The 24804-nt window shown below is 69.9% G+C and carries 26 protein-coding genes; 9 read left to right on the top strand and 17 right to left on the bottom strand.

What is annotated here, in order from left to right; all coding sequences use genetic code 11:
* Positions 1-308 precede the first annotated feature (308 nt).
* From ACIRA5_RS32555 to ACIRA5_RS32535, 5 genes are all read left to right on the top strand, one after another.
* The gene (locus tag ACIRA5_RS32555; RefSeq protein ID WP_403696827.1) at positions 309-1274 is read left to right on the top strand and encodes an SPFH domain-containing protein; all 966 of its coding nucleotides are present in this window, start codon (positions 309-311) and stop codon (positions 1272-1274) included.
* A complete protein-coding gene (locus ACIRA5_RS32550) occupies positions 1271-1531 on the top strand; it encodes a hypothetical protein (protein WP_403696824.1) in 261 nt (86 codons plus the stop codon). Before ACIRA5_RS32555 ends, ACIRA5_RS32550 begins: the two co-directional genes overlap by 4 nt.
* 617 nt (positions 1532-2148) lie before the next feature.
* Entirely contained in the window at positions 2149-2673 is a 525-nt protein-coding gene (locus ACIRA5_RS32545) for a PadR family transcriptional regulator (RefSeq protein ID WP_067368291.1), read from the top strand.
* A complete protein-coding gene (locus ACIRA5_RS32540; protein WP_403696821.1) occupies positions 2670-3356 on the top strand; it encodes an ABC transporter ATP-binding protein in 687 nt (228 codons plus the stop codon). Before ACIRA5_RS32545 ends, ACIRA5_RS32540 begins: the two co-directional genes overlap by 4 nt.
* Complete coding sequence (locus tag ACIRA5_RS32535) at positions 3353-5701, top strand: ABC transporter permease (protein ID WP_403696818.1); 2349 nt, start codon at positions 3353-3355, stop codon at positions 5699-5701. The genes ACIRA5_RS32540 and ACIRA5_RS32535 overlap by 4 nt, the downstream gene beginning before the upstream one ends.
* Before the next feature lie 22 nt (positions 5702-5723).
* Here the strand turns inward: ACIRA5_RS32535 and ACIRA5_RS32530 are convergent, their stop codons facing one another.
* Positions 5724-6677: a LysR substrate-binding domain-containing protein gene (locus ACIRA5_RS32530; protein ID WP_403697237.1), complete on the bottom strand. Its 954-nt coding sequence runs from the start codon at positions 6675-6677 to the stop codon at positions 5724-5726.
* Positions 6678-6892: 215 nt separating this feature from the next.
* Between ACIRA5_RS32530 and ACIRA5_RS32525 the strand changes: the two genes are divergently transcribed.
* On the top strand, positions 6893-7447 hold the full coding sequence (locus ACIRA5_RS32525) for a peroxiredoxin (protein ID WP_352045832.1): 555 nt from the start codon (positions 6893-6895) through the stop codon (positions 7445-7447).
* A 6-nt stretch (positions 7448-7453) separates the two neighbouring features.
* Complete coding sequence (locus ACIRA5_RS32520) at positions 7454-7987, top strand: alkyl hydroperoxide reductase (RefSeq protein WP_352045831.1); 534 nt, start codon at positions 7454-7456, stop codon at positions 7985-7987.
* A gap of 183 nt (positions 7988-8170) precedes the next feature.
* Here the strand turns inward: ACIRA5_RS32520 and ACIRA5_RS32515 are convergent, their stop codons facing one another.
* From ACIRA5_RS32515 to ACIRA5_RS32500, 4 genes are all read right to left on the bottom strand, one after another.
* Positions 8171-9616 carry an AI-2E family transporter gene (locus ACIRA5_RS32515; protein WP_403696814.1) on the bottom strand — a complete coding sequence of 482 codons (1446 nt, stop codon included), beginning with the start codon at positions 9614-9616 and terminating at the stop codon, positions 8171-8173.
* Between the two features lie 134 nt (positions 9617-9750).
* Positions 9751-10443: a transglycosylase SLT domain-containing protein gene (locus ACIRA5_RS32510; protein WP_403696812.1), complete on the bottom strand. Its 693-nt coding sequence runs from the start codon at positions 10441-10443 to the stop codon at positions 9751-9753.
* A gap of 435 nt (positions 10444-10878) precedes the next feature.
* Positions 10879-12204 (bottom strand): PhoH family protein, encoded by a 1326-nt coding sequence (locus ACIRA5_RS32505; RefSeq protein ID WP_403696810.1) that lies wholly within the window; start codon positions 12202-12204, stop codon positions 10879-10881.
* A gap of 297 nt (positions 12205-12501) precedes the next feature.
* A complete protein-coding gene (locus tag ACIRA5_RS32500) occupies positions 12502-13275 on the bottom strand; it encodes an isoprenyl transferase (protein ID WP_403696807.1) in 774 nt (257 codons plus the stop codon).
* Between the two features lie 606 nt (positions 13276-13881).
* Between ACIRA5_RS32500 and ACIRA5_RS32495 the strand changes: the two genes are divergently transcribed.
* Both ACIRA5_RS32495 and ACIRA5_RS32490 read left to right on the top strand, forming a co-directional pair.
* Positions 13882-14217, top strand: coding sequence for a DUF192 domain-containing protein (locus ACIRA5_RS32495; RefSeq protein ID WP_403696804.1), 336 nt, complete (start codon positions 13882-13884; stop codon positions 14215-14217).
* Between the two features lie 276 nt (positions 14218-14493).
* Positions 14494-15642, top strand: a complete 1149-nt coding sequence (locus ACIRA5_RS32490; protein WP_403696801.1) for a winged helix DNA-binding domain-containing protein — start codon at positions 14494-14496, stop codon at positions 15640-15642.
* Positions 15643-15650: 8 nt separating this feature from the next.
* Here ACIRA5_RS32490 and ACIRA5_RS32485 read toward each other — a convergent pair whose 3' ends face one another.
* The 12 genes from ACIRA5_RS32485 to ACIRA5_RS32430 form a co-directional block, all read right to left on the bottom strand.
* Positions 15651-16421 carry a class I SAM-dependent methyltransferase gene (locus tag ACIRA5_RS32485; protein WP_403696799.1) on the bottom strand — a complete coding sequence of 257 codons (771 nt, stop codon included), beginning with the start codon at positions 16419-16421 and terminating at the stop codon, positions 15651-15653.
* Positions 16422-16522: 101 nt separating this feature from the next.
* Complete coding sequence (locus ACIRA5_RS32480) at positions 16523-16984, bottom strand: GNAT family N-acetyltransferase (protein ID WP_403696796.1); 462 nt, start codon at positions 16982-16984, stop codon at positions 16523-16525.
* Positions 16985-17022: 38 nt separating this feature from the next.
* Positions 17023-17895, bottom strand: a complete 873-nt coding sequence (locus tag ACIRA5_RS32475; RefSeq protein WP_403696793.1) for an LLM class flavin-dependent oxidoreductase — start codon at positions 17893-17895, stop codon at positions 17023-17025.
* Positions 17896-17936: 41 nt separating this feature from the next.
* Positions 17937-18563, bottom strand: coding sequence for a dihydrofolate reductase family protein (locus ACIRA5_RS32470; protein WP_403696790.1), 627 nt, complete (start codon positions 18561-18563; stop codon positions 17937-17939).
* A 12-nt stretch (positions 18564-18575) separates the two neighbouring features.
* The gene (locus ACIRA5_RS32465; protein ID WP_403696788.1) at positions 18576-19232 is read right to left on the bottom strand and encodes an OmpA family protein; all 657 of its coding nucleotides are present in this window, start codon (positions 19230-19232) and stop codon (positions 18576-18578) included.
* Positions 19233-19235: 3 nt separating this feature from the next.
* Complete coding sequence (locus tag ACIRA5_RS32460) at positions 19236-19826, bottom strand: hypothetical protein (RefSeq protein WP_403696786.1); 591 nt, start codon at positions 19824-19826, stop codon at positions 19236-19238.
* A gap of 15 nt (positions 19827-19841) precedes the next feature.
* Positions 19842-20447: a pilus assembly protein TadG-related protein gene (locus ACIRA5_RS32455; RefSeq protein WP_403696784.1), complete on the bottom strand. Its 606-nt coding sequence runs from the start codon at positions 20445-20447 to the stop codon at positions 19842-19844.
* Positions 20444-20650 carry a hypothetical protein gene (locus ACIRA5_RS32450; RefSeq protein ID WP_403696781.1) on the bottom strand — a complete coding sequence of 69 codons (207 nt, stop codon included), beginning with the start codon at positions 20648-20650 and terminating at the stop codon, positions 20444-20446. Before ACIRA5_RS32450 ends, ACIRA5_RS32455 begins: the two co-directional genes overlap by 4 nt.
* A gap of 144 nt (positions 20651-20794) precedes the next feature.
* Entirely contained in the window at positions 20795-21535 is a 741-nt protein-coding gene (locus tag ACIRA5_RS32445; protein ID WP_403696778.1) for a response regulator, read from the bottom strand.
* Positions 21528-22943, bottom strand: coding sequence for a sensor histidine kinase (locus tag ACIRA5_RS32440; RefSeq protein ID WP_403696775.1), 1416 nt, complete (start codon positions 22941-22943; stop codon positions 21528-21530). Before ACIRA5_RS32440 ends, ACIRA5_RS32445 begins: the two co-directional genes overlap by 8 nt.
* Positions 22943-23833, bottom strand: a complete 891-nt coding sequence (locus ACIRA5_RS32435) for a type II secretion system F family protein (RefSeq protein WP_099943132.1) — start codon at positions 23831-23833, stop codon at positions 22943-22945. The genes ACIRA5_RS32440 and ACIRA5_RS32435 overlap by 1 nt, the downstream gene beginning before the upstream one ends.
* 16 nt (positions 23834-23849) lie before the next feature.
* Complete coding sequence (locus ACIRA5_RS32430) at positions 23850-24791, bottom strand: type II secretion system F family protein (RefSeq protein ID WP_403696772.1); 942 nt, start codon at positions 24789-24791, stop codon at positions 23850-23852.
* Positions 24792-24804: the final 13 nt, after the last annotated feature.

The following is a 24804-nucleotide window of genomic DNA, read 5'->3' as shown; positions in this document are numbered from 1 at the left end:
TGTCCTGCCGCGTTCACTCACGCGCTCGGGTGTCGCGTTCGTGTTCGCGCGTCACACAGGTCCACCGCTGAGGTCAGCTCAGCAAACTAACACCACGCGCTATGACAAAGGGCTATCGATCCGGTCTTTTGCGGACGTGACAATCAGCACGTACCACTCAGGACATCGCATCCGTCCCACCTCAACCGACGTGCGAGAGGAGTGGAAGGTTGCCGTGGCGGGTAAAGTGATATCACTTAGATAGGCCTGGTTGGCCATGGACGGGTGGGAGTCATACGGGCTTCCGCCCTACGAAAACGGGGGCACCTATGCCGGAACACGACTCGACTCCCCACGGCTCGGATCCCAGTGACTCCTCGGCTCCCGCCGATGTGCCGCGGATGCCCGATCCGCGGGTACGGGAGTTCGCCGCGCACAGCATCGGCGGGGGGCTCGCGCTGCTGTTCGGGCTGGTCGGGCTGCTGCTCGGCGCCGGCATGGTCGCGGCCGCCACGACGGTCGACGCCGGCGGGGCCAAGGCCGCGCTGATCGTCCCCGGCATCCTGATCGGCCTCGCCGCGTTCATCGCGATGTGCGGGCTGAACACGGTGGCGCCCGGTGAGGCGCGGGTCGTCCAGCTCTTCGGGCGGTACCGGGGGACGATCCGCCAGGACGGGCTGCGCTGGGTGAACCCCTTCACCTCCCGCACCAAGATCTCGACCCGGGTACGCAACCACGAGACCGCCGTCCTCAAGGTCAACGACGCCTACGGCAATCCGATAGAGCTCGCCGCGGTCGTGGTCTGGAGGGTCGAGGACACCGCGCAGGCCACCTTCGAGGTCGACGACTTCCTCGAGTTCGTCGCCACACAGACCGAGGCGGCCGTACGGCACATCGCGATCGAGTACCCCTACGACGCCCACGACGCGGACGGTCTCTCACTGCGCGGCAACGCCGAGGAGATCACCGAGAAGCTCGCCGTCGAACTGCACGCGCGAGTGGAGGCGGCCGGGGTCTCGATCATCGAGTCGCGCTTCACGCATCTCGCGTACGCTCCCGAGATCGCCTCCGCGATGCTTCAGCGCCAGCAGGCCGGGGCGGTGGTCGCGGCGCGGCGGGAGATCGTGGACGGGGCGGTCGGGATGGTCGAGGCCGCGCTCGCCCGGATCACCGAGCGGGACATTGTGGAGCTGGACCCCGAGCGGAAGGCGGCGATGGTGTCGAACCTGTTGGTGGTGTTGTGCGGTGACCGGGCTCCGCAGCCCGTCCTGAACACGGGGTCCCTCTACCAGTGACGGATCCCTCCGGGGGGTCGGTCCCCGAGCGTCGGCCGCAGCCGCAGCCGCGTAAGCAGGTCCTGCTGCGGCTGGATCCGCTGGTCCATGAAGCGCTGGCCCGGTGGGCGACGGATGAGCTGCGCTCGGCCAACGCGCAGATCGAGTATCTGTTGCGGCGGGCGCTTGCGGAGGCGGGGCGGTTGCCGGGTGGGGCGGGGCCGATTCCTCGACGGGGGCGACCGTCCGCTTCCGCGACGGACGCGACGGAGGAGTAGGCACCGCCAGGTTCCGCTCCCGCCGCGTCCGCCTGCCTGCCGCCTGCGGGTCCGTGGGGGCCGGTCGCGCAGTTCCCCGCGCCCCTGAACGCCGGGGTCGTCCGTCGACTGCCGGCCCGTCGGGGCCGGTCGCGCAGTTCCCCGCGCCCCTGAACTCCAGGCCGTTCGTCGACTGCGGGACGGCGGGGGCCGGTCGCGCAGTTCCCCGCGCCCCTGAACGCCAGGGCCGTCCATCGACTGCGGGCCCGTGGGGGCCGGTCGCGCAGTTCCCCGCGCCCCTGAAGGCCAGGGTCGTTCTTCGGCTGCGGGACGGGCTCGCAGTTTCTCGCGGGCCTGGGAGGCTCGGTTCGTGCGGTGCTCGGGGACGGGGCGGTGACCCGGCCGGTGCGGCCCGCTTCTTTCAGGCTGTCCGGCGGTCGAGGACGAGGCCGTTCTGGCTGATGCGGGGGGCCGGGGGCGGAGCCCCCTGGGAGGGGACGGGTAGGGGCGGCGGGGGCGAGGAAACGTGGTGACGGAACCGTGACAATCGGGCGTGACCTGCACGGACGTGGCGTCCACCATGATCTATTCGCGGTGTGTATACGTGCGGTGTATACGCCGTGTGTAGAGTGCTCGGCATGTCCATCGGTCACACCCTCCTAGGACTCCTGGAGTCCGGGCCCCGCCACGGTTACGACCTGAAGCGGGCCTTCGACGAGAAGTTCGGTCACGACAGGCCGCTGCACTACGGCCAGGTCTACTCGACGATGTCCCGGCTGCTCAAGCACGGACTCGTCGAGGTCGACGGGATAGAAGCGGGCGGCGGCCCGGAGCGGAAGCGGTACGCGATCACCGACGCCGGGATCACCGACGTACAGCAGTGGCTCGCGACGCCGGAGAAGCCCGAGCCGTATCTGCAGTCGACCCTGTACACGAAGGTCGTTCTCGCGCTGCTCACCCACCGGGACGCGTCCGAGATCCTCGACACGCAGCGCTCCGAGCACCTGCGGATGATGCGCATCCTGACGGACCGCAAACGCAAGGGCGACCTGGCCGACCAGCTGATCTGCGACCACGCCCTCTTCCATCTGGAGGCCGACCTGCGGTGGCTGGAGCTCACCGCCGCGCGCCTCGAAAAACTCGCCGAGGCGGTAACCCGATGACCCCCGCAGGCTCCCTGCTCACGGCCCACGACCTGCGCAAGGCGTACGGCCCCACCAGCGCCCTCGACGGCGCCGAGTTCTCCATCCACCCGGGCGAGGTCGTCGCCGTGATGGGCCCCTCCGGCTCCGGCAAGTCGACCCTCCTGCACTGCCTGGCCGGCATCGTGACTCCGGACTCCGGTTCCATCGTCTACAACGGCCAGGAGATGGCGACCATGAACGACGCCCAGCGCAGCGCGCTGCGGCGCAGCGAGTTCGGGTTCGTGTTCCAGTTCGGGCAGCTCGTTCCCGAACTGACCTGTGTCGAGAACGTCGCCCTCCCGCTGCGGCTCAACGGCACCGGGCGCAAGGAGGCCGAGCGAACCGCCCTGTCCTGGATGGAACGGCTGGAGGTCCACGACCTCAAGAGCAAGCGGCCGGGTGAGATATCCGGCGGCCAGGGACAGCGGGTCGCCGTCGCCCGGGCCCTGGTCACCAGCCCACGCGTACTCTTCGCGGACGAGCCCACCGGAGCACTCGACTCCTTCAACGGCGAACGCGTGATGGATCTGCTCACCGAGGCGGCCCGCTCGACCAACGCCGCCGTCGTCCTCGTCACGCACGAGGCGCGGGTGGCCGCCTACTCGGACCGCGAGATCGTCGTACGCGACGGAAAGTCCCGCGACATGGAGCGGGTCGTATGAGCGCCGCTCCCAGCGTCCGGCAGTGGTCCAGAGACCTGGCCATGGGCGCCAAGTTCGCCTTCACCGGCGGACGCGAGGGCTGGATGCGTGCGGTCCTCACGGCCGTCGGGGTCGGGCTCGGCGTCGCGCTGCTGCTGCTCACCACGGCGCTGCCGAATGCGCTCCAGGCCCGCAGCGACCGCGAGAAGGCCCGTACGGACATCACGTTCAGCGATGTGGACATACCCAAGGCGTCCGATCGGACCCTGCTCGTCGCGGCCGTCGACGACACCTACCGCGACAAGGACATCCGCGGACGCGAGCTGCAGCCCGAGGGGACCCGGGCGCCGCTGCCGCCGGGGGTGAAGAAGATCCCGGCGCCGGGCGAGATGGTGGTCTCCCCCGCGCTGGCGGACCTGCTGAAGTCCGGCGGCGGGAAACTGCTGCGCGAGCGGCTGCCGTACCGCACCATCGGGACCATCGGGGAGCCCGGTCTCGTCGGCGCGAACGAACTCAGCTACTACGCGGGCGCCGACAACCTCGCCCCGAGGATCGACGGCTCCAGAGTGACCCGTATCGACCACTTCGGGCAGCCCCTCGGACCGCCCGACGCACTGGACCCGGTACTCCTCCTCCTGATCATCGTCGTCTTCGTGGTACTGCTGCTGCCGGTCGGCGTCTTCATCGCCGCGGCCGTGCGCTTCGGCGGCGAGCGGCGCGACCGGCGGCTCGCGGCACTGCGCCTGGTCGGCTCCGACAGCCGGATGACCCGGCGGATCGCCGCGGGCGAGGCCCTCTCGGGCGCCGTCCTCGGGCTCGCCTTCGGCACGGTCTTCTTCCTGCTGGCCCGTCAACTGGCGGGATCCGTCGAGATCTTCGGCAAGAGCGTGTTCCCGAGCTATCTGAACCCCACGCCCGCACTGGCCGCCCTGGTCGCCGTCGCGGTGCCCGCGGCCGCGGTCCTCGTCACCCTGCTCGCACTGCGCGGGGTCGTCATCGAGCCGCTCGGCGTGGTCCGTGCGGCCAAGCCCGCGCGGCGCCGGCTGTGGTGGCGGCTGCTGCTGCCGATCGGCGGGCTCGCGATGCTCTACCCGATGATCGGCAAGGGCAACTCCAACGGAAACTTCAACCAGTACCTGGTGATCGGCGGTGTCCTGCTGCTCCTGATCGGCATCACGGCGCTGCTGCCCTGGATCGTCGAAACGGTCGTCGCCCGGCTCGGCTCCGGCTCGGTGTCCTGGCAACTCGCCATCCGCAGACTCCAGTTGAGCAGCGGAACGGCGGCCCGCATGGTCAACGGCATCGCGGTCGCGGTGGCCGGCGCCATCGCCCTGCAAATGCTGTTCGCCGGAGTCGAGGGCGACTACACCAAGGAAACGTCGAACGACCTCCAGCGGGCGCAGATGCAGGTCCGCCTGCCCTACGACACCCCGCTCGACCAGGCCCGCGAGCAGTTCGCGCGGACCAAGGGCGTACGACACGTCATCGCGATCGGCTCCGGTTCGCTGGGCGACCGGAAGCTGGACCCCAACACGTCCACGAGCGTGACCGTCGGCAACTGCGCGTCGCTGCGCGAGGTGGCCACGCTGCCGACGTGCCGCGACGGCGACGTCTTCCTCGTCAAGGGCTCCGACAGCGACCTGGACGCGCTGAAGCTCGGCAAGCCCGGCCGAACCCTCTACATCGACCCCTCCTACGCCGAGAGCTTCAGGGGCAGGCAGGCCGCCTGGACCGTGCCGCAGGACATCAAGGCAGCCCGGACCCGCACGGATGCGACGAACGGTCTGACCGGCGGCATCCTGTTCACCCCGAGCGCACTGCCGGCCGGGGCCGCACAGGCGATCGAGGGCGACGCCTACCTGCAGCTCGACCAGTCAACACCGGACGTCTACGACATCGTTCGCAACACCACGGCGAAGCTCAGCCCGCTGGCCCACGCCTGGACCTGGGCGTCGACCGAGCAGGACAACCGCTACACCTCCATCCGCACCGGCCTGTCCGTCGGCGCGGCCTGCGTCCTGTTCCTGATCGGCGCGAGCCTGCTGGTCTCCCAGCTGGAACAGCTGCGCGAGCGAAAGAAACTGCTCTCCGTCCTGGTTGCCTTCGGCACTCGACGCCGCACGTTGAGCCTGTCGGTGCTCTGGCAGACCGCGATCCCGATCGCGCTGGGTCTGTTGCTCGCTTCCGTGGTCGGCGTGACCCTGGGCGTGGTCCTGCAGAAGATGACGAGCGTCTCGGTGCGGGTGGACTGGCCGAGCCTGCTGTCGATGACCGGCATCGGCGCGGGAGTCGTCCTGCTGGTGACCGCACTCAGCCTGCCACCGCTACTGCGCCTGATGCGGCCGGACGGCCTGCGCACCGAGTGACGGGGCCCGTGGGCCGGGGCGCTCAGGCGTCCCGGTCCCACACCCGTACCGGCAGTGGCCGCAGCGCTTCCCGGAGCGCTGCGGCCAGTTCCTCGTACTCGCCGCCCCGCGCGGCCCCGGCGCGCATCGCCAGCGCGATCCGCCGGGTCGGCGCCGGGTCCGCGAAGTAGCCGGTGAGGAGCTGGTTGCTGCGGGTCGTCTCGACCTTGACGGCGGTGCGCGGCAGCAGGGTGCAGCCGAGGCCGCCGGCGACGAGCTGGACCAAGGTGGACAAGCCCGCGGCCGTGGTGGTGACCGGCGCGTCCTCCCGGCCCGCCTCGCGGCAGATGTCGAGGGCCTGATCACGCAGACAGTGCCCCTCGTCGAGCAGGAGCAGGTTGAGCTCGCGCAGGGCCTCGCGGGGGATTCCCTCCCGGCCGCCGAGCGAGTGGTCGAGCGGGGTGACGAGCACGAAGTCCTCGTCGAACAGCGGGAGTTCGGTCATGCCGGGCACACCGAGGGGGACGGCGAGCAGCAGCAGGTCGAGACGGCCGGAGGTCAGCCCGTCGAGGAGGTTGGCGGTCTGCTCCTCGTGGACCTGGAGGTCGAGGTCCGGGTAGCGGTCGTGGACCAGGTTGAGGACGGTGGGCAGGAGGTAGGGCGCGACGGTGGGGATGACGCCGAGGCGCAGCGCCCCGGTGAACGGCGCCCGTACCGCCTCCGCCTCCTCCATGAGCGCGCCGACCTCGTCCAGTACCGCCTTCGCGCGTACGGCGAGCCGCTCGCCGGCGGGTGAGAGCAGCACCTTGCGGGTCGTACGCTCCAGGAGGGTCACGCCGAGCGTCTCCTCCAGGACGGATACCGCGCCCGACAGCGCGGGCTGGCTCATGCCGATCGCGGCGGCCGCGTCACGGAAGTGCAGGTGCTCGGCCACGGCGGCGAAGGCGCGCAGTTGGGCGAGGCTCGGCTGACGGCGCCCGTTCCCCTTGGGGTTCATGGCTCCCTTGCCGCTCATGGGGCCCTTGGAGCTTGCGTTGCCCATCGGGCTGGCCATGGCCGTACCTCTTACTCATAGTCACTGATAGCTGCACTCGATCAACACGACCGATTGTAGCTATTTCCGTAATCAATGCAGCGTGTGCCAACATCAGCTTCGTCCAACCCCCGGGAAACGCCCCCACGAAGGGCTTCTCCCTGCTGCAAGGAGAGCGCGTGCTCACTGTCGGTGACAAGTTCCCCGAGTTCGATCTGACTGCCTGTGTCTCGCTGGAGAAGGGCGAGGAGTTCCTGCAGATCAACCACAAGACCTACGAGGGTCAGTGGAAGGTGATCTTCGCATGGCCCAAGGACTTCACCTTCGTGTGCCCGACCGAGATCGCGGCCTTCGGCAAGCTGAACGGCGAGTTCGCCGACCGTGACGCTCAGGTGCTCGGCTTCTCCGGCGACTCCGAGTTCGTGCACCACGCCTGGCGCAAGGACCACGACGACCTGCGTGACCTGCCCTTCCCGATGATGGCCGACTCCAAGCACGAGCTCATGCGGGACCTCGGTATCGAGGGCGAGGACGGCTTCGCCAAGCGTGCGGTGTTCATCGTCGACCAGAACAACGAGATCCAGTTCTCCATGGTGACCGCCGGTTCCGTCGGCCGTAACCCCAAGGAGGTCCTCCGGGTCCTCGACGCGCTCCAGACGGACGAGCTCTGCCCGTGCAACTGGACCAAGGGCGAGAACACCCTCGACCCGGTGGCGCTCCTGGCGGGTGAGTAACCCTCCATGTCCCTCGACGAACTGAAGTCCGCCCTGCCGGACTACGCGAAGGACCTGCGTCTCAACCTCGGCTCGGTCATCGGCAACTCGGACCTTCCCCAGCAGCAGCTGTGGGGGACGGTGCTGGCGTGCGCGATCGCGGCGCGGTCGCCGCGGGTGCTGCGGGAGCTGGAGCCGGAGGCGAAGGCTCAGCTGTCGCCGGAGGCGTACACCGCCGCCAAGTCGGCTGCCGCGATCATGGCGATGAACAACGTCTTCTACCGCACGCGGCACCTGCTGTCGGACCCCGAGTACGGGACCCTGCGGGCCGGTCTGCGGATGAACGTCATCGGCAATCCCGGTGTCGAGAAGGTCGACTTCGAGCTGTGGTCGCTGGCGGTGTCCGCGGTGAACGGCTGCGGGCAGTGTCTTGACTCCCATGAGCAGGTGCTCCGCAAGGCGGGCGTCGACCGGGAGACGATCCAGGAGGCGTTCAAGATCGCTTCCGTGATCCAGGCGGTCGCCACGACCCTGGACGCCGAAGCCGTTCTCTCGGAGTAACCCTCCGCGTCTTCTCTCAGGCCCCGTTCACCCTGGCCGGGTGGGCGGGGCCTCGGCATCACCTGGGGGCTCCGCGCCCCAGACCCCCCGGGTGAGCTCTTCGGCTGCGGGCCCGGCGGGGGCCGGTCGCGCAGTTCCGACTCGCCCGCGGACAAAGGACCCGCACGCAGTGGGGTGGGATCGTCACGGAGATGGGGGGCGTACCGGGGCCACATCCATCGCTGTGGCGCCCCGCGGCTCCGGCGCGTGGCGGAGTCCCGGCTCGCGGGAGTACGAACGCAGGTATCCCACCACCGTGTTGGTGACCGCCACCAGCGGCACCGCCACCACGGCCCCGCCGATCCCCGCGACCAGCCCACCCGCGGCGACGGAGAGGACCACCGCCAGCGGATGGACCCGGACCGCGCGGCCCAGGATGAACGGCTGGAGGATGTGGCCTTCGATCTGCTGGACCGCGAGGACCACGACGAGGGTCATGACCGCGGTGAACACGCCCTGGGTGACCAGGGCGACGACGACCGCGAGCGCGCCCGAGGCCACCGCGCCGACCAGGGGGATGAAGGAGAAGAGGAAGATGAACACGGCCAGCGGGACGGCCATCGGGACGTCGAGGAAGTAGATGCCCAGGCCGATGAAGATCGCGTCGATCAACGCCACTATCACCGTGCCCCGGACGTAGGCGGTGAGCGTCCGCCAGGCGCGCGGTCCGGCACCGGCGACGCCCGGCCGGGCCGCCGCCGGCACCAGCTTCAGCGTCCACTCCCAGATCCGCTTGCCGTCGTAGAGAAGGAAGAGCGTCGAGAACATCGTCAGGAGGATGCCGGTCAGGGCTTCCACTATGACGGTCACGCCCTCCAGCCCCGCCGACGTGATCTGGTCCGTGTTCGCGCCGATCGCGTCCCGCAGGTTCTTGGCGATCTCGTTGATCTGCTTGTCCGTCACATGGAACGGGCTGTTGAGGAGCCACTTGCGCAACTCGTCGATGCCGTCCTGGATCTGGTTCGAGAGGTTGTCGATGTTCTCCTGGACCTGCCAGACCACGAACCAGCCGACCAGCCCCATGATGACGAAGCCGAGGATCGCGGTGAGCGCGGTGGCGAGGCCCCTGGGGAATCCCAGTCTCTTCAGGCGCGCCACGGCGGGCTGAAGGAGCGCGGTGATGAGCAGCGCGGCGACGAAGGCCAGTACGACCAGTTGTACGGCGCTGATCACCCGCATCAACACCCAGAGGGTGCCCGCGAGAACGAGCAGCCGCCAGCCGGCCTCGGCCGCGACCCGTACGCCCCACGGCACGGCCAGGACGGGATCGGGCCGGGTGTCCGTCTCCGGCCCACGGGTGTAGTGGGGGACGGGGTCGGAAACGGCGGAGGGCTCCGCATCGGAATCGGATCCCGGTTCACGTTCGTCGGGCGTGGGTTCGGGAGCGGCGTCGGCAGGGGGAGCGGCAGGCTTCGCGTCCGTTCGCACCTGCGTCGTGGAGCCGCGCGGCGACCGGTCGTCGGTCTCGTCGATCAGGTCGAGCGAGCCCCCCGACTCCTTCTCCACCTCGACGCGGCGCTCGTCCAGCCGCGCACCCAGCTCGGTCAGCCCGGCCCCGAGCCGGCCGAGCAACCCTGGCACTCTCGACATGATCCGTCCTCTTCCCCCGCTTCTCCCCACCACTCCCCCCTGGAGTCGTCGGTTCCGACCGTACATGGCCGAAGCCCCTCACCCTAGGACGGGGAGGGGCTTCGAAAGGTTGAGCGGCCGGAGGTGACGACGGCTCAGTAGTTGCCGTGAGCCTGCCAGTACGACCAGGCGCCGCAGGGGCTGCCGTAGCGGTCGTTCATGTAGTTGAGGCCCCACTTGATCTGCGTGGCCGGGTTGGTCTGCCAGTCGGCACCGACGGACGCCATCTTGTTGCCGGGCAGCGACTGCACGAGACCGTAGGCGCCGGAAGAGGGGTTCTGCGCCCGGTAGTTCCAGGTGGACTCGTGGTCCACGATGTTGCTGAAGCACTGGAACTGACCGCTGGGGATGATCTGGCGCGCGATGGCCTGGACCTCAGCGACGGTGTACGAGGACTGCGGGGCCAGGCTGACAGCGGTGGTCCGCGTCTCGGAGCGGCTGGCCGCTTCCGCGGCTTCCTTGCGCGCCTTCGCGTCCGCCGCGGCCTTCTTCTGCTTCGCGACCGCGTCCTTGGCCGCCTGCTTGCGGGCAGCCTCCTCCGCGTCCTTCTTGGCGCTCGCGTCCGCGGCGATGGCCTGTGCGTCGGCCTGCTGCGTCAGGGACGCGGTCTGCACCTGGGCCTGCTGGCCCGCAGGTATGTCCGCGAGCAGAGTCGAGTCGCTCGCCGTAGCCTCGGCGTCGTTCGACGGCTGGCCGGTGTTGCCCGAGGCAACACCACTCACGGCGCCGACAGCGGTGACCGCGGTGGCCGAGGCCACTGCGAGTCCCCGGACCGAAATCCGGCTCACACGGTTTCCTTCCAGCATCGCCCGCTTAGGTGACCCTCGCGGACGCAATCGTGCCCCTGAACGCTGGCCTCCCAACTGCGGGGTCACGGGAGGCACGGGCCCGGTGGGCAACTCCCTTGACGGAAGTGCCGCGTGGTGCGCGGGCGGCATACGACGACTCTATGGAGTTCTGGTGTTCCTGAGGTGCGGTACCGCTGGGGGTACACGTGTGTCGTATGCGGGGCCTGACAGGACTGAGACTCTGCCGTAACCCGACGCCGCGAGGCAATTCTCCGTTGCGTGTGAAAGCTCACACCCCGTTTACCCCAGGAGTTTCGCGGAAACAAGCGCGCACGAAGACGCTGCCCGGCTAGGCTCTTCGCCTTTTGCCGGGCAGCGTCAACTACCGTGCATCCACCACGTTTTGACCAATCAGGTCAAGTGGCCGCAGACGGGTCAGATCTGTCCGTCCTCCAGCATTTCGGTCACAAGCGCCGCGATCTGGGACCTCTCGGAACGGTTCAACGTCACGTGCGCGAAGAGCGGATGACCCTTCAGCTTCTCCACGACGGCGACCACACCGTCGTAGCGGCCGACGCGCAGATTGTCCCGCTGTGCCACGTCATGGGTGAGAACCACCCGCGAGTTGGCGCCGATGCGGGACAGAACGGTCAGCAGCACGTTCCGTTCCAGTGACTGGGCCTCGTCCACGATCACGAAAGCGTCGTGCAGGGAGCGGCCGCGGATATGGGTGAGCGGCAGGACCTCCAGCATGCCGCGCGCGGTGACCTCCTCGATGACGTCGCGCGAGGTGACCGCCGACAGCGTGTCGAAGACCGCCTGCGCCCAGGGGCCCATCTTCTCGGCCTCGGAGCCGGGCAGATAGCCGAGCTCCTGCCCGCCCACCGCGTACAGCGGCCGGAAGACCATCACCTTCTGGTGCTGGCGTCGCTCCAGCACCGCCTCCAGACCCGCGCAGAGCGCGAGCGCCGACTTGCCGGTGCCGGCCCGGCCGCCCATCGACAGGATGCCGATGTCCGGGTCGAGCAGCAGATCGAGCGCGATGCGCTGCTCGGCACTGCGGCCCTTGATGCCGAAGGCCTCCCGATCGCCCCGCACCAGCCGGACGTTGCCCTCGGCGGTGACACGGCCGAGGGCCTTGCCGCGCTCCGACTGGATCGTCAGACCGGTGTGCACCGGAAGGTCGGCCGCTTCGGGGACGTACGCGTGTCCCTCCTCGAAGAGGATGTCCACCTGCTCGCCGGACAGGGTCAGTTCGGACATTCCGGTCCAGCCGGAGGAGCCCGTGATGGCCAGTTCCGCGCGGTACTCCTCGGCGAGGAGGCCGACGGACGAGGCCTTGATCCTGAGCGGCAGGTCCTTCGAGACGACGGTGACGTCGTACCCCTCGGCCTGCAGGTTGCGGGCGACCGCGAGGATGCGGGAGTCGTTGTCCCCCAGGCGGTACCCGCTGGGCAGGACGCTGGGGTCCGAGTGGTTGAGCTCGACGCGTACGGTCCCACCGAGTTCCCCGATCGGGATGGGGGCGTCGAGACGACCGAACCGCACCCGGAACTCGTCGAGCAGGCGCAGGGCCTGCCGGGCGAAGTAGCCGAGTTCCGGATGGTGCCTCTTGGCCTCCAGTTCCGTCACCACGACGATCGGAAGCACTACCTCGTGCTCGTCGAAGCGGCTCAGGGCGTTCGGGTCGGCCAGCAGGACGCTGGTGTCGAGAACATAGGTGCGCCGGTCTGGCATACGGCGCTTTGTGCTGGTCACCACGGAAGGACGTACCCCCTCGGATGAGGTCGGGGAGCGACGGAGAAGAGCTGGACCGGTCCTGGCCGCATTGCGCGGGCCGGAGACCGGCCCTCCGTCTCGTCCGTACGGACCGCACGGTCGGGCTGGTGCAAAGGGCCTCCCGGGCGGACGGCCCCGTGCCGTCCGCTGAGATACGACACCCGTGGTTCGGGCGTCGACCTGCATGGCTTATGCCCTCGAACATGCGAGGCCATGCAAGAGCATGTGGCCACGCGTTCGTTAACTCCGGATGACGCGCACCCCTCGCATCCCTCTGGGTCAGCCTCCGTAGCGGCGGTGTCGCGCCGCGTAGTCGCGCAGGGCGCGCAGGAAGTCGACCTTGCGGAACGCCGGCCAGAAGACTTCGCAGAAGTAGTACTCCGAGTGGGCGGTCTGCCACAGCATGAATCCGGACAGCCGCTGCTCGCCGCTGGTGCGGATCACCAGGTCGGGGTCGGGCTGGTCACTCGTATAGAGGTGCTTGCCGATGAGGTCGATGTCCACCGACTCGGCGACGTCCTCGATCGAGGAGCCCTTGTCGGCGGCGTCGAGGAGCATGGAGCGCACGGCGTCGGCGATCTCCTGGCGGCCGCCGTAGCCGATGGCGACGTTGACCAGTATCCCGTCGACGTGCGCCGTGGTCTCCTCGGCCTCCTTCAGCGCGGTCTGCATCTGGGAGGGCAGGATGTCCGGCGTGCCCACGTGGTGCACGCGCCAGCGGCCGTCGGCGGCGAGGGTGCGTACGACGCCCTCGACGATGCCGAGCAGGGGGACGAGCTCCTCCTCGGGGCGGTCGAAGTTGTCCGTCGACAGCAGCCAGAGGGTGACGACCTCGACGTCGGTCTCCGAGCACCAGCCGAGGAACTCCTCGATCTTGTCGGCACCGGCGCGGTGCCCCTGGGCGGCCGTGCTGCCCGCCGCCTTCGCCCAGCGCCGGTTGCCGTCCATGATGACGCCGATGTGCTTGGGCACCTGGTCGTGGTCGAGGTGGCCCTCCACCCTGCGTGTGTAGAACCTGAGCAGCAGCCGGCGCAGGTTGTCCCGCAGGTTCACGTGTTGTCAGCCCCTCCGTGCGGATCGGACGGGCGCGGCAGAGCGGCCTCGCTCAGCGCAACCCCTGTCCATATGACGGTCCCCGGGGGCGAAGCCTACCCCCGCGAAACCAACGGCCCGGCAAGGGCCTGTCCGGTCGATCACGCGGGAGGAAGGCAACGGCGCCTCGTCGATACCGGTGAACGGGGTGAGGGCGCTGCGTCACCAAGGCCGGTCGCCGAGGTCAGGGGGGCGCACGGGGGCGCAGGCCGGGGCGGCGGCGGGGTGGGGTGTGGGGGCACAAAAAACGGGCCGGTCCGTGGGGGGGAGACGGACCGGCCCGAGGGGGGGTTTCCACCATAACCCTTCGTAAGTGATGCTGCGTGCATCGGCGTGCCACAACTACTCTCCGAAATCGGACGACGACGCCACGGTGGCCCCGGAACCTCTCATTCAGGGCGCGACCATGGCCGAATCACAGCGGATTCAAAGGGAATGGAGAGGCGAACGGAGAGATCCGGAGGGTTTGCGACCAACTGGGTCTTCCCTGCCGACTCGCCGCACGTACTCCGGGAGAGTGACGCGCCGCCGTGTCGCCCGCTTGACGGCGCCGCTAACTTCGCACCCATGGCCATGCTCACCACGCCGGGGACCTCCGCACCGGTGCCGCTGGAGGTCGCCGCGTCGGCCCGCGCCCGGCGCCGTGGGCTGCTCGGGCGCGACCGGATCGACGGGGCCCTGCTGCTCTCGCCGGCCGGTGCGGTGCACACCCTGGGGATGCGGTTCGCGATCGACGTCGCCTATTTGGACCGGACATTCCGCGTCCTGGCGGTGCGGACGATGAAGCCGGGGCGCATGGGGCGCCCCCGTCCACGCTCCCGCCACATCCTGGAGGCGGAGGCCGGGGCGATGGAGCGATGGGGCGTACGGCGCGGGGCGCAGATCACGGTGCACGACCGGTGATGCGGCGTCAGACGGGGCGCAGCACCGCGCAGCCCCCTCCACTGCGCGGTGCGACACGCGCAGCTTTGCTCACGCGAATTACCTTGGTCTGAACTTACGTGAGGCGAACAGCCCGGACGACCCACCCCCGATAACGATGTGGAAACCCTGTGCAGAAGTGCGTCACGCGGACGGACATCTCCCCCATGACCGGTTGCATCAGGGTGTTTTCGGTCAATCGGTTCCCGGGCGCTCCAGCGGACAGGATCTGACCTCATTCCCGTCTACCTTCGCCGCATGACCCTGAAGATCACATGGAACGAGGCGAGCGCGCGCCGCCTGGAGCGCCAGTCCCTGGCCGCCGCGGCGCGCGGCGGGACCCCGGTCGCCGACGTCGTCGGCGCGATGCTCGGCGCGCACGCACAAGTCCTGTCGGCGGCCGAGGTGTCCGTGGGCGTACGCGCCGATGGGGTCACACGGGCAGATGTACGCGCCGCGCTCTGGGAGGACGGCTCGCTGGTGAAGACGTACGGACCGCGCGGCACCGTTCATCTGCTCCCCACCGCGGAACTCCCCCTCTGGACGGCGGCGTTGACGGCGATCCCGTCCGGCCGCAGCCCCCTCGCGCCTGCCGCGCGGCTCACCGAGGAGCAGGCGGACGAGGTCGTGGCGGCGATCGGGGACGCCCTGGACGGCGCGCGGCTGACCATCGACGAGTTGAGCGACGAGGTGGTGGCGCGCACCGGGTCCTGGGCCGGGGACCTGGTGCTGCCCGCGTTCCAGGGCATGTGGCCGCGCTGGCGGCAGGTCATGCACCGGGCGGGTCAGCGCGGCACGCTGTGCTTCGCCCCGAACCGGGGCCGCAAGGTGACGTACACCCGGCCCCCGCACTTCGAGCCGCTCGCCGCCGACGAGGGGCTCGCCCTGCTCGTGGAGCGCTATCTGCGCGCGTACGGACCGGCGACGCCGGGGCAGTTCGCCAAGTGGGCGGCGGCTCCGCGCGGTTGGGCCACCGAGCTCTTCGCCTCGCTGGCGGGTACGGGGGGCATCGAGGAGGTCGACTTCGAGGGACCGGCGTGGGTCGCGGCGGGCGACACGGAGTTTCCGGGGACGCCGGTGAGCGGGGTACGGCTGCTTCCGTACTTCGACGCGTACGCCATCGCCGCGGGGCCCCGCGAGGTGCTCTTCCCCGGGCCGGCGTACGCACGTGCCCTCGCGGGCGGCCAGGCCGGGAACTTCCCCGTGCTGCTGGTCGACGGCGTGGTGGCCGGGGTCTGGCACCAGCGGCGCCGGGGACGGCGTACGACGGTCACCGTGGAGCCGTTGGAAGGGCTGACGGCGGAACGGGAACGGGAGTTGGCGCAGCAGGTGGAACGGGTGGGTGACATCCTGGAGGCGAAGGCGGAGTTGGTGGTGGGGAAAGTGACGGCGGGCCCGCACGCCTGACGCTTCGCCTATCCCCGCGGCTTGCGCGCCTCGATCAGGAAGCGGGCGCTGTGGGCGACGAACGGGCCCTTCGCCCCGATCCGCTCGTGCAGGGCACGCAGCTCGGTCCGGTACCGGTCGACGGTGAAGCCGGGGACCATCCAGATCACCTTGCGCAGGAAGTGGACGACGGCACCGATGTCGTGGAACTCGATGCGCAGCCGCTCCGCGCGCAGGTCGACGACGTCGAGCCCGGCGGACTCGGCGGCGGTGCGGGCGCGGTCCGGGTGCCGGCCGTTCCTGCCGTCCTCCGGCAGCGGGCCGAGGAAGTACTCGACGAGTTCGAAGACGCTCGCCGGGCCGACCTGCTGGGAGAAGTACGTGCCGCCGGGGCGCAGGACGCGCGCGATCTCGGACCAGTGCGTCGTGACCGGGTGCCGGCTGGTGACCAGGTCGAAGGCGCCGTCCGCGAAGGGCAGCGGGGCGTCCTCCGGAGAGGCGACGACCACGGCGCCACGGGGGTGCAGCAGGGCGGTGGCCTTCGCGACGTTCGGGGGCCAGCCCTCGGTGGCGACGGTGAGCGGGGGCAGCGTCGGCGCGGAGGCGAGCACCTCACCGCCACCGGTCTGGATGTCCAGCGCGGCGGACGCCTGCGCCAGCCGCTCCCCCATCGCCCGCGCATACCCCCACGAGGGCCGCTCCTCGGTGGCGCGCCCCTCGAACCAGGAGAAGTCCCAGCCCTCGACGGGCGCGGCCACGGCCTCGTCAACGAGGGCTTCGAAGGTACGGGTGGTGGTCATGGGGGGATCTTCTCAACGGGGCGGTGGGGACGCGAGGCGTTTTGCACCGGGCAACGGGGGTTCCGGGGGCCAGGGGTCCAGGGCGCTCGTCGCCGGTGCCTTCACTCCCCCGGGAGTACGAGCAGGGTGTGGTCGTCGTCGCCGTGGTGGACGGTGCCGTGGTGTTGGAAGCCCTGGCGTTCCAGGAGGCGTATGGACGCGGTGTTGCCGGTGAAGGGGTCGGCGTACAGGGGGCGGTTCCTCTCCAGGTCGAGGAAGCGGGCCAGGGCCTTGGTGCCGATCCCCCGGCCCCAGTACGGGCGGCCGAACCAGTAGCCGATGAAGCGCCGCTCGTTCTCCCACCAGGAGACGAGGTTCCCCGCCGGCACGCCGTCCACAGTCACCGTCTGGACGAGGACGGTGTCGTCGCCGAGGATCCTGGTCCTCCAGTGGGACATGAACGCGTCCCGCTGCCGGGGCTCGAACCTCGACCGCCGGGCCGCCTCGGGATCGTGCTCGTAGGCCAGGAACAGGTCGAGGTCGGCTTCGACCACATCCCTCAGTCGTACGTCGTCTTCGCTCATACCGACGAGTGTGGCAGCGGGCACCGACAACGACCGGCCTACATGACGAGCGGCCGTACTTCCTCCGCCGCGAACCGCACGAGGGCCTCGGGGTCCGGTTCGTCGGCGGTCGGCTGGAGGACGACGGTGTCGGCGCCCGCCTCCGCGAGGCGCTGTACGGCCTTGGCGACCGCGTCCGCGTCCCCGGCGACGCCGTGCTCCGGCAGCGGATCCTCACCGTTCGCCTCGATCTCGGCGCGCAACCGTGCCGCCGCGTCCGGTCCGGTGGCCGTGTGGAGGTAGACGACCACCCGGTGGCGGTCGATCCGGCCCGCCGACTCCCGCCCCTCGTCGATGAGTTGCCGAGCCCGCCGTACCCCTTCCGGCGCGGTGGCGGCGGTGAGGACGGTGCCGTCGGCGGCGGCCCCGGAGAGCCGGAGCGACCTCGGCCCGGTGGCGCCCGCGAGCACCTCCGGTGCCCCCGCCGGCGGCCAGTCGAGGGCCACGCCGTCCAGCTTCACGTACCGGCCGTCCGTGCTGACCCGCTCGCCCCGCAGCAGCGCCCGCAGCGCGTCGAGGTGCTCGCGCAGCAGCGTCACGGGCGACTCCGCACGCGCCCCGACCTGTCCCATCCAGTCCTGTACGCCGTGGCCGACGCCCAGGATCGCGCGCCCCGGGAACATCCGGTGCAGCGTGGCGGCCTCCATCGCGGTGACGGCGACGTTGCGCAGCGGGACGGGCAGCAGGCCCACGCCGACCCGGACCCGTTCGGTCCAGGCGAGGGCCGCCGCCGCGGCCGAGATGCCCCCTTCGAGGAAGCAGTCCTCCCACAGCCACAGCTCCTCCAGACCCGCGTCGTCCGCCGCGCGCGCGACGGCCCGCAGACGCTCGGGGGGCAGTTGGGGCCGGAACACGACGCCGAGAACAGTCATGGGGGCCTTCCTACCGATCCCGTGGCGCGCGGACAACATCTTTACGCGTCGGCGGTACCGGGATCGGTGACAGTGACGGTGACGGTGGTCGTGTCGGCGTCGTCGCGTTCGTACCGCAGGAGTACGACCCCGTTGCCGAAGGCCCGTGACTCGGCGAGCCTCAGACCGGTCGGGGTGTACGACTCCGGGAACAGGGGTTTGCCGCGGCCGATCAGCACCGGATGGACGTACACCCGGAACTCGTCGACCAGGTCGTGCCGCAGGAACGCGGCCGCGAGGTCGGCGCCGCCGAGGCCGAGGTCCCCGCCGGGCTGTTCCTTGAGCGCCCTGACCTCGTCCGGTACGACGTCCCGGACGATCGTGGTGTTCCAGTCGGCCCGCTCCAGCGTCCGCGAGTACACGTACTTGGGGATGTCCCGCCAGATCCCCGCGAACTCGACCACCTCGGCCGTACTGTCCGGACTGTCCGGATCCTGGTCGGCCGTCGGCCAGAACCCCGCCATCAGCTCGTGCGTCACGCGGCCTTCCAGCAGGCCACCGAGCTTGCTGACCTCCTCGTTGAAGTGGCGGTGCAGCTCCGCGTCGACGCGGTGCCAGTCGATCTCACGGTTCGGTCCCTCGATGAATCCGTCCAGGGACACCGACATCATCAGGACGATTCTTCTCATGCCACCAGGTTCTCAGCTCTGGGCTCCCGAGGAGCCGCCGTTCACCGCGCCGCGTGGGAACGTCACCTCCACCCGGCGGTTCTTCCGGCGGCCCTCCTCCGAGGTGTTGTCCGCGATCGGGTAGTCCTCGCTGTAGCCGCGCACCTCGAACGTGACGTCCGTCGAACCGAGTGCCGCCGCCAGTTCGTCGTGGACGATCTCCGCGCGTTTCTTGGAGAGGACCAGGCCGTGGGCGTACGAGCCGAGGTTGTCGGTGAACCCGAACACCCTGACCGTCGTCGCCTTCTGGTTCTTGATCTCGTCCGCGATCGCCTGGATACGAGAATGGGCGTCGGGGTTCAGCTTCGAACTGTCCTTGGGGAACAACACCTCGGCCTGCAACGCGAACGTCACGTCCGAGTTCGTGTCCTCCCGCCGCTCCTCGCCCCCCAGATCCTCGACGACCGACTTGATGTCCAACACCTTGGCCGGCGCGAGCGTGGCGCCGTCGGCGAGCTTCAGGCCGGGGCTGGTGGGGTCGACGGTGGGGGGTGGGGAGGTGGTCAGACTGCCTGGGGGCGCGCTCGGGTTCCCGTCGTCCGCGTACGCCTGGGTACCGCTGAGAGTCAGAGTGGCCAGAACGGCGAAGGTCGTGAACATGGTGGCCGCGGTGCGGGAGGTGAGGGCCATGGGTCACTCGCCGTCGGAGAGTGTGAGGGTGGCCGGGGGCATGGTCGGTACCTGGAACTGCACGCTGGTAGTTCCGGCGGGCGGCGCAGGGAACTGGGCGAACCAGTCGACGGTGGCGCCCTGGGAGACACCGCCCTGGAACTTCGTGCAGAGGCAGTGCCCTTCGGTGTCCCGGAGGATGAGGTACTTCTTCTTGCCCTTCTCGTCGACCAGACTGGCTCCGGCCAGGGATCCGCCGTTGCTCTTCAGCTCGGTTTCGTCGCTGATCCATTCGGCGCCGATCCAGATGCCGGAGGTGCCGTTGGTCACCGTGCCGTTGACAGTGACGAACCCGCCCTGGTCGCGCTTGGCCGAAGTGATCGTCAGCGTGATTCCGTTGCTCTTCACTTCGGCGATCGCTTGATTCACGGCGGGTGAGCCACTTTCCTTCGCCTTGCCGTCGCCGCCGTTCCGGGCAGGAGACGAAGTCGACGCCTGCTTGCCCGACTTGGCGTCTCCGCCCCCTCCGCAACCGGCCACCGTGAGGAGCAACCCAGCCGTGATCGCCAGTGCGCTCAGCGCCCTGCGGCCCTTCATGGTGTGCCGAAAGTCCATCGGTACGGCTTCCTCTCACTCGGCCAGATGCACAGAGAACAGCACGGACGGGTCCGGAAGGTCGACCGGATCGAACTTTCCGGGGTCGATGTTGACGGTCTGCCCGTCACAGTTCAGTTCCACGGGCTTCTTGGGATCCGCGGCCGGATCGAAGTCGCAGCGCGGCTGGATGACAGCGGTGGCATGGGCCGTCGCATGCTTGTCCTCTGTACCGGGAATGATCGACTTGCCAACCGTGTACCGGGTCTCGATATCTACTCGGTAGCCCGGAAATCCGTTCACGGCGGTTGGGTCAAACCCGTGCAAGGTCGAGTTGTTCTCGGCGGCCAACCGACCGGCCGCAGCCGCGGCTCCGCTGCCCTTGAACAGGTCGCCCTTGAGCCAGTCCAGCCAGTGGTCATCCGTGCCCACGGCTCCCGCCAGGCCCGTCATCAGCTCGTCGCGGGAGTCCCGTGCGGCCGCCAACGCCGCAGCGTCCGCCGCGGATTGAGCTCCATTCCGGGCGGACGCTGCTTGGGCGAACACGAAGAAGGCGATCGCGGCGAAGAGCAGAATCCCTGTCATCCAGATGTAGATGGGGAGAGTCTGCCCTCGGTCGCTGTGCGGTGGGCCGCCGATCAAGCTCCGCCAATGACTCTGTTCACCGCGTTGCCGATCGCCTGCGAAATCTTTCCGTTCAGGCCGAGTTGATCGATGAGGGTGTAGATCCCCGCGATCAGAATCATCAGACCCGCATACTCCACGAACCCGGCTCCCGCATCCCGCCCGCGTCCGCGCATCCGGGTGGAAACCGTCTCCGTCCAGTCCCGCAGAGCGCGCTCCATCCGGACCCCCGCCCTCAGCGTCCAGTCCCTCGTCACCATGGCCCCTGTCCTCCCACCCGACACCACCACTACCGACCCGAGCACCGTACGTGAGAGCGCGCCTACTCCGGGTGGGCCCAGGGGCCCAACTTGGCGTCGGTGGAGTCATCGGCTCCACCCCTCGCGTGCCGTGCCCAGCCAGTGGGCGATCGCTTCGCTGCGCGAGGAACTGTGCAGCTTTGCGAAGATGCGGTTGATGTGGTTCTTGACGGTCTTCTCGCTGATGAAGCAGGCGGCGGCGATCTGCCGATTGCTCATGCCGGACGCGATGTGATCCATGACCTCCACCTCCCGTGAACTCAGGCCGAAGTTGAGCCGGTTGGGCACGCGGCGGTGGAGCCTCGCCGCGAAGCCGGACCGGGCCTTTGACGACTGTCCCACAGCCAGTTGCAGATGCGAAGGAAAATCGTTCGGTTCGTACGAAACACCGAGTGAATCCGGGACGGTCGCGAAAGCTGAAGTCGCGTGCCGTATCTCCCGTACGGCGGAGATCAGTTCGGCGGCCGTGAACTCGCCGTGGACGAGATAGCCGACCGCGCCCCGCCGCAACGCCTCGGCCACGACCTCGGGTTCGCGGCTGTAGGTCAGCATCATCACGGGGGCGAGCAGGGAGAGGGCGGGTAGGGCCGTCAGGCCGTCCGTGCCGGGCATGCGGACGTCGAGGAGGACGACGTCCGGACGCAGTCGGGTGGCGGCCGCGATGGCCTCCTCGCCGTCGGCCGCCCGCGCGACGACCTCGAGGTCCGGGTGGCCGTCGAGCAACGCGGCCAGACCGGCCCGGACGACCGGGTTGTCGTCGGCCACGAGTACACGGAGGTTCGGGCCGGGAAGTGCCTGGTCAGGCATGTGCGGCCTCCTCTTGGGGGGTGGGGGGACGGTGGGGGACGACGGAGGATCGCGGGAGGGTCAGGTGAATCTCCGCGCCTCCTTGCGGGGAACGGTTCAGGTCGATGCGGCCGCCCAGCGACGCGGCTCGCTCCACCATGCCGAGCAACCCGAAGTGGCCGGATCTGGTCAGGTCGTCGAGGGTCGGGTCGTCGAGGGCGACGGGCGGGGGCAGACCGACTCCGTCGTCCCGTACGCGTACGGCGCACTCGGCTTCCGACACGTCGAGTTCCACCGTCACCCGTGTCGCGTCCGCGTGGCGGTGGGCGTTCTCCAGCGCCTCGGACACGATCGCCAGGACGTGGTGGGCGGTGGCGTACGGGAGGACCGGGCGCTCGCCGCGGTGGTGGAGTGCCGTGGGGAGGTGGGTGCGGGACTCGAAGGCCCGCACCCGGGTGCCGAGTTCGGACAGGACGTCCGTGTTCGCACTCGTGAGGTCCGTGTGGCGGCGCAGGTCGGAGAGGAGGTCGCGGGACTCCGCGGCGGCCCGGCGGGCCGCGCCCGCGACCATCGTCGCCTGCCGCCCCAGCGTGTGCGGGTCCGCGTCCCCGTCGGCGGCCGAGGCGGCGAGGGCATCGGCCGCCAGGGCCAGGCCGTGCAGGGTCTTCGCGACCGAGTCGTGCATCTCGCGGGCCAGGCGGGCCCGTTCGGACTCCACCGCCTCGGCGACGGCCAGGCGGGAGTTCGCCTCCGACAGCGCCTGGCTCGCCGTACCGAAGCGGAACATCAGGTTGCGCAGGGTGACACCGATGATGCCGGCGCCGACACAGAAGCCCGCGACGAGGAGGGTGCTGGCGCCGGACCCGGGATGGTGTTGCCAGGCCCTGTACACCGTCACCAGCACGATCAGCTGGAGGCCGGTGAAGATGCCCGAGCCGCGCCAGCCGTACAGCAGGCCTGCCAGAAGTGGGGTGCAGACCGTCGCGTACGCGAGGGGGGAGGCGGGCGACGCCGTCAGGAGCAGGACCGCGCCGAAGGTCAGGTCCACGGCCATCAGGGTGGGGTGCGCGAGGAGGCGGGGGCCGAACCGGTCCCAGTCCCTGAGCATGGCGTACGAGCCCATGACGCCGAGGACGGCGGCGGTCAGGACCGTGTAGCGGGGTGGGCCGTTCACGGCGTTGGTCATCGCGAAGGGTGCGCCGATGGCGATCGCGGCGAGGCGGACGCCGAAGGCCTGGCGGCACAGGGCCTGGAGGGCGTTGAGCTGGAGGCGGACGCTTCCGGGGGCCGGGGCGTCGTCGGCCAGGTAGCCGTCCTCGGTGCTCGCGAGATGCCGTCGCGCCCACAGGCGGGACAGCCACGGCGGGGGCGCCGACAGCCACAAGGAGAACGGTGACGGCCTCGGCAGGGGAGTACGGCGGCTGGTCATCAGCGGCCCAGGATCGAACCGAAGTTCGTGCCCGACCCCAGGAACATGCCCGTGGCGATCAGGATCATCGTCGCCGGGAGCATGAAGACGAGGGTCACCATCGTCGCCTTGGGGATGGTCTTGGCGGCGCGGCGGCGGGCGTTCTGGGCGTCCGTGCGGCGCATGTCCGTGGCGAGTTGGATGAGGGTCTCGGCGATGGGGGAACCCAGTTCCTCGCCCTGCTGCAGCGCCGAGACGAACTGCGCGACCTGCTCGGAGGAGTTGCGCTTGCGCAGTTCGTCGAACGCCTGGCGGCGGCTGACGCCCATGTCCATCTGGCGCAGCGTGATGCGCAGTTCGTCCGCCCAGGGACCCTCGTACTTCTCCGCGACCCGGTCCAGCGCCTGGCGGAAGCCGAGGCCCGCCGAGACCACGACCGCGAGGACGTCGAGGAAGTCGGGGAGGGTGCGGTCGATGACCTCCTTGCGTTCGCGGACGGCCTGCCAGATGAGGGCGTCGGCGGCGACGAGCCCGAAGGTCAGGGTGAGCACGGCGAACAGGAGCCGGCCGTTGGAGAGGAAGACGAGGCCGAGTACGACGCCGAAGACGCCGTACACCGCGCGGCGGGCGGCGTAGCGGTTGAGGGTCAGTCCGCCGGGGTTGCCCGCCATGTCGATGCGGCGGCGTTTGGCCTCGACACGGCGGGGGCCCATCAGGCGCAGGACCGTGGGTGCGAAGCGCATGCCGAGGCGGTCGACGGCGGACTCGGCGGTGGAGACGCGGGTTCCGCCGACCTCCAGGGCGAGCGCGAGGTCGCTCGGGAGTTTGGCGTCGGCGCGGATCATGCGGATGCCCAGCAGGGCGCCCGCGACGGCCCCGGCCGTCAGGAGGGCGAGCAGCAGCGCGAGCAAGGGGACCCCTCCTCTCTCAGACTTCGATCTTGCCGAGGCGGCGGATGACGAAGAAGCCGACGGTGTAGAGGCCGAGCGAGATCAGGACGAGGGTCTGGCCGAGGCCGGAGCCGGTGACGCGGGCGAGGGCCCCCTCGTTCGAGGAGTTGATCAGGAGCAGCGAGCCCAGACCGAGCATCGGGACCGTGAAGGCGGTGGCGTTGACCTCGGAGAGCATGGTGCGGACCTCGCGGCGGGTCTCCTTACGGTCCTCCAGGGTGTGGGTGAGGTTGCGCAGGGAGCTGACGACCGAGCCGCCCGCCTTGTTGGCGAGGACCAGGGTCGTGACGAGGACGATCAGCTCACGGGACGGGAGACGCTCGGAGAGTTCGCCCAGGGCGTCGTCGATGGTGCGGCCCAGCATCAACTGGTCGGCCACGTGGGCGAGTTCCTCGCCCGCGGGGGCTTCGAGCTCCTCCGCCGCCATCGCCAGTGCCGTCCGCAGGGCCAGCCCCGCGGCGGTCGCGTTGGCCAGCAGGCGGGCCACGTCGGGGAGTTGGCCGATGAAGGCCTCGATGCGTTTCTGGCGCTGCCAGTTGAGGAAGATGGCCGCGCTCCACACGCCCACGAGGGCGGCGATCGGGCCGAAGAAGGGGGCCAGCACCGACGCGGCGATCAGCCACAGCGCGACGACGACGGCGGTGACGTACGCGGCGAACTCCCCCGCCGTCACGTCCAGGCCCGTCGCCGACAGGCGCAGGTGGATCGTCCGGCCGAGGCGGGTGCGGCGCAGTCGGCGGTCGATCGCGGCGAAACGGCGTACGCGGCCGGCCGCGGTGCGCAGCGGGCCGCCGCCGGAGAGGCGGTCGACGAGGGCCTGGCGCTGGGCACGGCCCGAGGCGTACATGTGGACGCCCGCGACGGCGAGGGTGCCGCACAGCACGGTGGCGCCGAGGGCGAGAAGTGCGGGGTCGTTCATGGCTGCCTCCCTT

Source organism: Streptomyces sp. NPDC096311 (genome assembly GCF_044763085.1).
In the GTDB taxonomy this organism is placed as follows: Bacteria; Actinomycetota; Actinomycetes; order Streptomycetales; family Streptomycetaceae; genus Streptomyces.
Note: the sequence above shows the minus strand (reverse complement) of the source record. Positions and strands in the feature narration are given on the sequence as shown.